Source organism: Alphaproteobacteria bacterium (assembly GCA_018662925.1).
GTDB lineage: Bacteria > Pseudomonadota > Alphaproteobacteria > 16-39-46 > JABJFC01 > JABJFC01.
In genome coordinates, this window is record JABJFC010000031.1 from 1 (window position 1) to 8,084 (window position 8,084).

Sequence of the window (8,084 nt, forward strand, 5' to 3'; positions counted from 1 at the left end):
AAATGATGGTAGTTTCATAATTATATTTCTTAAGAAGGGGTTACGTTTTCACCTAAAGAGTGTAACCCTTTTTCTCTCCTTTTCCAGCTATTTCCTCGCTCTCAGAGCTTTTTTTAATTCTCTATCGCGGATCCTGGGGAAGAGAGTAAAAATTTAGCAACGACAGCTGAAATTACCCGTACGGTGAGAATGAACTGGATTGAGCTGTATTATTTACTCTCGGCCCGCAAGATATTAACTGAGACGAAAACTGTTTTTGGACACCTTGTTAAGACGGCAACTTCAATGCTTTCTGTTGGCACGGAATTTCAACATAACGTCTTTAGGGCACAATTAGAACTCACTCAGGTTGAAAGCAAACTGATAGAAATAGAAGAAGACATCAAAATAGTCCGTGCTAATCTCGCCCGCTTAGTCGGCCCGAAAATTGCTCGAATTGTGCACCCACGTAACCTTCCCAAATGGTCTAACCCATCAGCTGAATCCTCAATTCGAAAAAATATAATGCAACATCCTGTTATTAAAAGTGATGACTCCGCAATTGAGGCAAATCAGAAAGGGATTGAACTATCTGAAGAGCTTTATAAGCCTGCATGGTCACTGGGGTTACAGTATTCATTCAGACAAGGACGCATGAGTCAGAGGAAAAGGTCTGATTTTGTTGGCGTGCAAATTACAACTGAGTTGCCATTCTTCACTTCGAATAGACAAGATAAAAGAGTGACAGCCAGTTTGGAACAGTATAAGGCCTCTAAGAGTCAGAAGGAGATAAATCTTTTAAACCTTTCCAAGGAAGTTTCTCACTCTTACGCAGCGTGGATGCAATTAAAAAAACAAGAAAATCTATACAAAACGAAATTGGTTCCTGAAGCAAAGCAATATGCTGAAGCAGCGTTGAATGCCTACGAAAACACGCAAGTTGCTTTTCTAACAGTTGCAAAAGCCTATGACATGAAACTTACGACATTGTTACAATCAGTTAGAATAGAAACAAAACGGCAAAAAGCTCGAGCTTATTTGCTTTATTTAGAGGCAGAAGAACAGTGAAAAAAAAGCATATGGTATTCCTAGGGCTCGGGGCATTAGTCCTAGCTTTCATTGGAGGGATCGGAGCACATCATTGGCTGGGAGGTTGTCCATCTTCATCAGGTAAGAGTACAGATAAGAAAATTCTATACTGGATTGCACCCATGGACCCCAACTATCGACGAGACAAACCCGGAAAATCCCCTATGGGAATGGATTTAATCCCAGTATATGAAGGTGGTAATGCAACACAAGAAGACACAAGCATCAAGAACTCCCCAAATGTAGAACATAATCTGGGGGTTAGAACGACAAAAGTAAAACGACAGAATATCTCACGGGTTATTGATACAGTTGGCTCTATCACCGTTGATGAAAATCGGATTGAGCATACGCATGTCTACACAGATGGTTGGATTAAGGAATTACTGGTCAAGACAAAGGGTGAGAAGGTTACAAAAGGACAACTTCTTTTCAGGATTTACTCCCCAGCATTAGTGAATGCTCAGAAGGAATACTTGCTCGCGTTGAAGGCCAAAAACACGACTCTACAAGAAGCCGCGAAGAAGAAACTTTATTCATTAGGCTTCAGTAAAAAGCAGATGACTACTTTAAAAAAGAGCAAAAAGGTTTCCGAACTCGTGGATGCTTATTCTGAGCAAGGGGGAATCCTTTCTCAGTTAAACGTCGCCGAGGGTATGTTCGTTAAGCCTGACACAATGATTATAGTTGTAGAAGATCTCTCAAAAATTTGGCTCATCGCAGAAGTCTTTGAACGACAATCAAACTGGGTAAAAGTTGGACAAAAAGCCGAAATGTCCCTCCCCTACATTCCGGGCAAGACTTGGCCTGGTGAGGTGAACTATATATATCCTGAATTAGATCCAAAATCTCATACACTCAAAGTGCGCATGATATTTGAAAATGAGTCAGGAGACCTAAAACTCAACATGTTTGCGGACGTTAAAATTTATGCGGATCCAAAAAAAGCTTCTCTTGTCATCCCCCGAGAAGCTGTCATTTACACCGGTAAGGAAACAAGAGTTGTTGTTAAAACAGGTAAGGGAAGCTATATCGTACGTCCAATCAAAATAGGTATTGAATTTGATGAAATGGTTGAGGTTCTCGAGGGACTTAAGGCCGAAGAAATCATCGTAACATCCGCCCAATTCTTGATTGATTCTGAGTCCAGTCTGAGCGCAAGCTATACCAGAACCGACGCGGATAGCACTGAAGCGAACCCACATGCTCGTCATAAACACTAATACGGAATACAGGGATGCTTAGCTCCATCATTAGTTGGTCAATCAAAAATAGATTTCTTGTCATGGTAATAACCGTGTTTTTGATTGCATCAGGCCTCTATGCCCTAAAAGAAACCCCTGTAGATGCCATTCCGGATCTTTCTGACGTTCAAGTAATAATCAAAACTTCTTTCCCAGGCCAAGCCCCACAAGTTGTTGAAGATCAAGTCACCTACCCATTATCGACTGCAATGTTGGCCGTGCCGAAAGCAACAACAGTTCGGGCCTACTCGTTCTTCGGGGATTCCTACGTGTACGTGATCTTTGAAGATGGGACGGACCCCTATTGGGCCAGAACACGGGTTTTGGAATACTTAAGCCAGGTTTCCAGCAAATTGCCAGCTAACGCACGTCCAGAGTTAGGTCCTGATGCAACAGGTGTTGGTTGGGTCTATCAGTACGCTTTAGTCGACGAAACTGGAGAAAATGATCTATCTCAACTGCGAAGTATTCAGGATTGGTTTCTTAAATTCGAACTTCAAACAGCCTATGGTGTATCAGAAGTAGCAACCATTGGTGGAATGGTTAAGCAATACCAGATCACAATTGAACCCAATCGTCTGCGTGCCTATGACATCTCTCTTTCACAAGTAAAAATGGCCATTAAAAAAGCGAACCAGGAAGTTGGTGGCTCGGTGGTTGAACTTGGGGAAGCAGAACATATGGTTCGTGTAACGGGTTATCTGAAGAACATCAAAAACATTGAAAATATCCCCCTTGGTGTTAGCAAATCTGGAACACCTATATTGATGTCAAATGTTGCTCGCGTGACACTCGGCCCTCAGATGCGCCGAGGCATTGCCGAACTTGATGGACGTGGAGAAGTTGTCGGCGGCATTATTGTCATGCGCCAAGGCGAAAATGCACTTAAAACCATCAAAGCTGTTAAGGAAAAACTAGCAAAGCTAAAAAAAAGCCTCCCAAAGGGCGTTCAAATTGTTGAAACCTACGACAGGTCAAGTTTAATTGAACGTGGAATTGACAACCTTTCATGGAAGTTATTTGAGGAATTCCTGATAGTTGCCCTTGTTTGCATGTTGTTCTTATTCCATTTTAGATCTTCTTTGGTTATTGTCATCAGCCTGCCAATTGGAATCCTCTCAGCATTCATCGTCATGTATATGCAAGGGATCAATGCCAACATCATGTCATTAGGGGGAATAGCCATTGCAATTGGAGCCATGGTTGATGCCGCCATCGTTATGATAGAAAATGTTCACAAGCATTTTGAGAAAACAAACGTCACAGAAAAGAATCGATGGCAACTCATTGAAAAGGCGGCGATTGAGGTGGGACCTCCCCTATTCTATTCACTTCTCATAATAACGTTGAGCTTTCTTCCTGTGTTCGCTCTTCAAGCACAAGAAGGAAGAATGTTCTCCCCACTTGCCTATACAAAAACCTATGCAATGGCAGCTGCTGCGGGACTTTCTATTACCCTTGTGCCTGTACTTATGGGGTATTTTATTCGCGGTAAAATAACCCCAGAACGGAAGAACCCCATAAATAGAATACTAATTATAGCTTATAGGCCGTTCATTAATTTCACCCTAAAACACCCAAAGAAGATTCTTTTAGGGGCGATAGGCCTTCTTTTGGTCAGTATTATCCCCCTTTCACAAATTGGCTCTGAGTTTATGCCAGACTTGGATGAAGGAGATTGGATGTATATGCCAACGACTCTTCCAGGAATATCCATCGGTAAAGCGCGGCAAATCCTGCAACAAACCGATCGCGTCATTAAATCTTTTCCAGAGGTAAAAAGGGTTTTCGGAAAAATTGGGCGCGCTGAAACAGCTACGGATCCTGCTCCATTAACCATGATTGAAACAGTCGTCCAACTAAAACCAAGAGATCAATGGCGAGCAGGGATGACGCCTTCTAAACTAAAAGCTGAGTTGGAAAAAGAAGTAAATTTCCCTGGAATTACAAATGCTTGGGTGATGCCAATTAAAACACGTATAGATATGTTGGCTACGGGAATCAAAACACCGGTTGGAATAAAAATCTCTGGCCCCACTCTAGAAGGCATACAAGAAATTGCGTCTTCTTTAGAACCCGTATTGAATAAAATAGAGGGAACGGCCTCTGTTTATGGAGAGCGCGTTGCTGGTGGACGATATATCAATATCCATATTGATCGAGAGAATGCCGCGCGCTATGGCATCAACATTTCCGATATTCAAGAAATCATCGCAACAGCCGTTGGGGGGATGAATGTTACTCAAACGGTAGAAGGACTTGAGCGTTATCCCGTTAACTTGCGGTACCCTCAAACCTACAGACACTCAGTCCCAAAACTTAAGATGCTCCCCATCGTGACACCAAATGGTTCACATATTGCGCTGAGTGATGTCGCAGAAGTTTCAATTACTGATGGACCTCCTGCTATCAAGAGCGAGAATGCGAGGCTTACTGGCTGGGTGCTGGTAGATATTGATGGACGCGACCTTGGATCCTATGTAGCAGATGCTCAGTCAAAAGTGGAGAAATCTCTCGACCTTCCACCTGGATATTCTCTCAATTGGTCTGGACAATATGAATACATGGAACGTGCTCAAAATCGTTTGATGAAGGTCATACCCGTGACCATCGCCATCATTTTATTTATTCTTTACCTAAGTTTCAGGCGGTTTACCGAAGTGATCGTCATCATGGGAACGCTACCACTGGCATTAATCGGTGGTATATGGTTGCTGTTCTCCCTTAATTATAACTTTTCTGTTGCAGTCATGGTTGGCTTTATAGCCCTTGCTGGCGTTGCAGTGGAGATTGGGATGTTGATGCTGGTGTATTTGAATCAAGCCCTGAAAAAAACTCAAGAACTTGCGACAATAGAAGCACGCCCACTAACAACAAAAGACATCAAAGATGCAATCCTCCAAGGAACTCTTTTACGTATCCGCCCTATTATTATGACTGTATCTGCAATCATCGGTGGTTTGTTACCAATTATGTTAGGCTCCGGTACAGGATCAGAGGTAATGAGTCGCATCGCCGCCCCCATGGTAGGCGGAATGTTGAGTGCAACGCTATTAACGCTTTTGGTGATTCCTGCAGTTTTTCTCTTGTGGAAAGCACCTCTAACCACAAAAAATAAATAAGGAGGGTTCCGTCGTATCTGTGCCAAGATTGAGATGATTTTTGGATATAATTCAAAACTTCTTTATTTTTGCTTCTATATATAGACTTTCATATAAGAGCCTCCAGAATCTGGTACTCCTAAAAATCCATCTTTCTTAATCAGTGGGTCACAAGTTCGAATCCTGTAGCGCCCACCAGGAGGAGAGAGCCCTTTCCTCGGTCAAATCTCCCTTCATATGAGCAATCGCGAATCAGGAGACTAAAAAATATATCTCCCTGAAAAGAGTCCAAAAGGTAATCTCTAAAATACACCTCAAGAAATAGAACCTCTCTTACTTAAAAATATACCCCAGAACAAATAAATGCAAAGAAAAAAACGTCGTACAATACAAAAAAGATTGACTTTCTGAAACAAAAATTTTAAATATACAAGATGATTGTATTTTGTATACTTAGCTTCACTAGCTAAGATTGATATTTTTTTAGAAGGACCCTTTATAATGGTTTCAAAAATTTTTCGATTTTCATTAGCCGTACTCATGGCATTTAACGTGTTATCTACATCCGTACAGGCCATATCAGATCCAAGCCTAGAGGAGCTTTACACCAATGTAAGAGCCGTTCATGCAACTGATTACTTCCCTATCGGTGGCGAGATCATTGCTGGGAAAAGACCTTTTACTGATGATCTGAAGAGTCAAGTACGGCAAACAAACACTCCAGAACTTGCTGCGGCTATGATTCGAGCGAATGAGGAATTAGCATTTAGACCGTTTGTTCTTTTTTCTTTGGGTTCCCTAACCCCCCCAGTTGATAGAGTGAGCAATTGGGAAAAACGTAAATATGCTGTCGTTACAGCTTTTGGTGACATAAAGAATCAAATTTTCTCCCTTCATCCTCATGACACTGCTCTTTTGGGAAATGTCATGCTCCCAACCAATGGAAATACTTACGTTATTATACCAGAAAGCGAACGCAACGATCCTAAACTCGATACCTTAGACAACGGTATTCAGCGGATATTCTATAATCCCAAAGCTATTAGTCTACGTAAGACAATCGACCAAGTTATAAATGACAGTAAGGGATGGAATTTCGAACTAGGTTCATACGATTCTACCGATAAATATAAAAAGCTCCGGCCTAGTGTAAAATATAGAGGAAAAGAAATTGTTCTTAGTGATTTCTTTGGGGAATATCTTAAAGGTAATTCACAGGTTCCTCTAGAACTCACCTCGTCTGGCAGGTATAATTTTATCGGGAAGAAGGATTGTATGTTCGCTCGTGACTTTCCTAGACAAAACTATTTAGGGGGTCCAGTAGTAAGCTCTTTATATAGAAGCCTAGTTGTATGGAACTTAAATCATATGGCACATGAGATCTCACATGAAGATCAATACCCTACTCAATCCAAAGAAGACTTCAATGTTCAGTATGGGCGATTTTTAGAATATGCTGGAAAAGAAGTTCCTAGTGCCGATGAGCAGTCCACATACGATCATGTGGGTTTAACAACAGAAGACGTTCCATTACCAAAAAGTCCAACCCTCTCCGCAGAGGCTGTAAAAAAGCACCTCAAAGAGATGAATCCCAATGCCCTCCCTGATATAGAAGCGTTCCAAGAGATCATAAGAAATCTAAGTCAACTATCTGATACAGAAATGCTCGCCTTTATTTCACAAAAGGACCTAGACGATTCTCTCAGGCCAATACTTCTCGGATCTACCATGCTAAAGCGTTTCTTCGATTATTATGAGAGTAAAATAAATGGAGAGTTTGTATCCGATGCTAAGTTAGAAGGTGAGTTACGCCTGGCGATTTTCGCAATCAAGAGAGCTAATCCTTCATCTCCAGTATTTAACGAGCTCCTTATGCTCAATATGGCAGAGTTTTCTACTAGATTACTGATGAATGGAAGATTTAAGACCATGGATACCAAGTTAAAATCTAAATTTCTCAAAGAGCCACTGAAATCAGTTCTCAACATTCATAAGTTCGAAGAAACGGGTATGTGGGCAATGTTCAACTAGGAAAACTATAAGGGAGAGATATCTCTCTCCCGATTCCTAGTGCCTTGTAAAGAGCAAGAAGACTTATGACTCTAATCAGCCATAGGTTGAATCCTATAGCACCCACCGGGGGGAGAGGGGGATTTCTGCCTCTCCACGCCCCTTCACCACAAACGCGACAGGATCATAAAATTCATCCAGCGGTTTAGCCCCCTTAAAAAGGCTCCCGATATAACTTTACCAGAAGCCTCACTTTATCCATATGATAAAATCATACTAACCATGATCGGTTTGATTGTATTTTGGATTCTTCCCAGAATGTCCGTTTCTATACGTTCTAAGACTCCTTCTTTCTCTATTTAAAGCGCCGTTATATGTTTTGATGTTTCCTATAATTACCATATGAGTAAACTTTTTTCCCTCTCGACGATGCTCTCCTTCTCTCCTGCCAGGGTCATTAGTTTGCCCTCTATATACAACTCTATGCCTGTTCTTCAATTCGTAATTATAGGTATCTCTTTATAATGCCCCCCAGAAACCGGACCACTAGCTAAGTGAGACTTTTCCTCTATATTAGAGGAAAGGAAAAAAGGAATGACACGTCGTAAACATACCTCAACTTTTAAATCCCAGGTTGCCTTAGAGGCGATTCGTGGGGAAA

Annotated in this window: 4 protein-coding genes; all 4 read left to right on the forward strand. The window is 41.6% G+C overall.

The window, feature by feature from the left end:
• Positions 1-189: 189 nt before the first annotated feature.
• The 4 genes from HOL16_02345 (at position 190) to HOL16_02360 (ending at position 7,444) form a co-directional block, all read left to right on the forward strand.
• On the forward strand, positions 190-1,047 hold the full coding sequence (locus tag HOL16_02345; GenBank protein ID MBT5389534.1) for a TolC family protein: 858 nt from the start codon (positions 190-192) through the stop codon (positions 1,045-1,047).
• A complete protein-coding gene (locus HOL16_02350) occupies positions 1,044-2,291 on the forward strand; it encodes an HlyD family efflux transporter periplasmic adaptor subunit (GenBank protein MBT5389535.1) in 1,248 nt (415 codons plus the stop codon). Before HOL16_02345 ends, HOL16_02350 begins: the two co-directional genes overlap by 4 nt.
• A 14-nt stretch (positions 2,292-2,305) precedes the next feature.
• Positions 2,306-5,434, forward strand: a complete 3,129-nt coding sequence (locus HOL16_02355) for an efflux RND transporter permease subunit (GenBank protein MBT5389536.1) — start codon at positions 2,306-2,308, stop codon at positions 5,432-5,434.
• Between the two features lie 519 nt (positions 5,435-5,953).
• Complete coding sequence (locus HOL16_02360; protein MBT5389537.1) at positions 5,954-7,444, forward strand: hypothetical protein; 1,491 nt, start codon at positions 5,954-5,956, stop codon at positions 7,442-7,444.
• Positions 7,445-8,084: the final 640 nt, after the last annotated feature.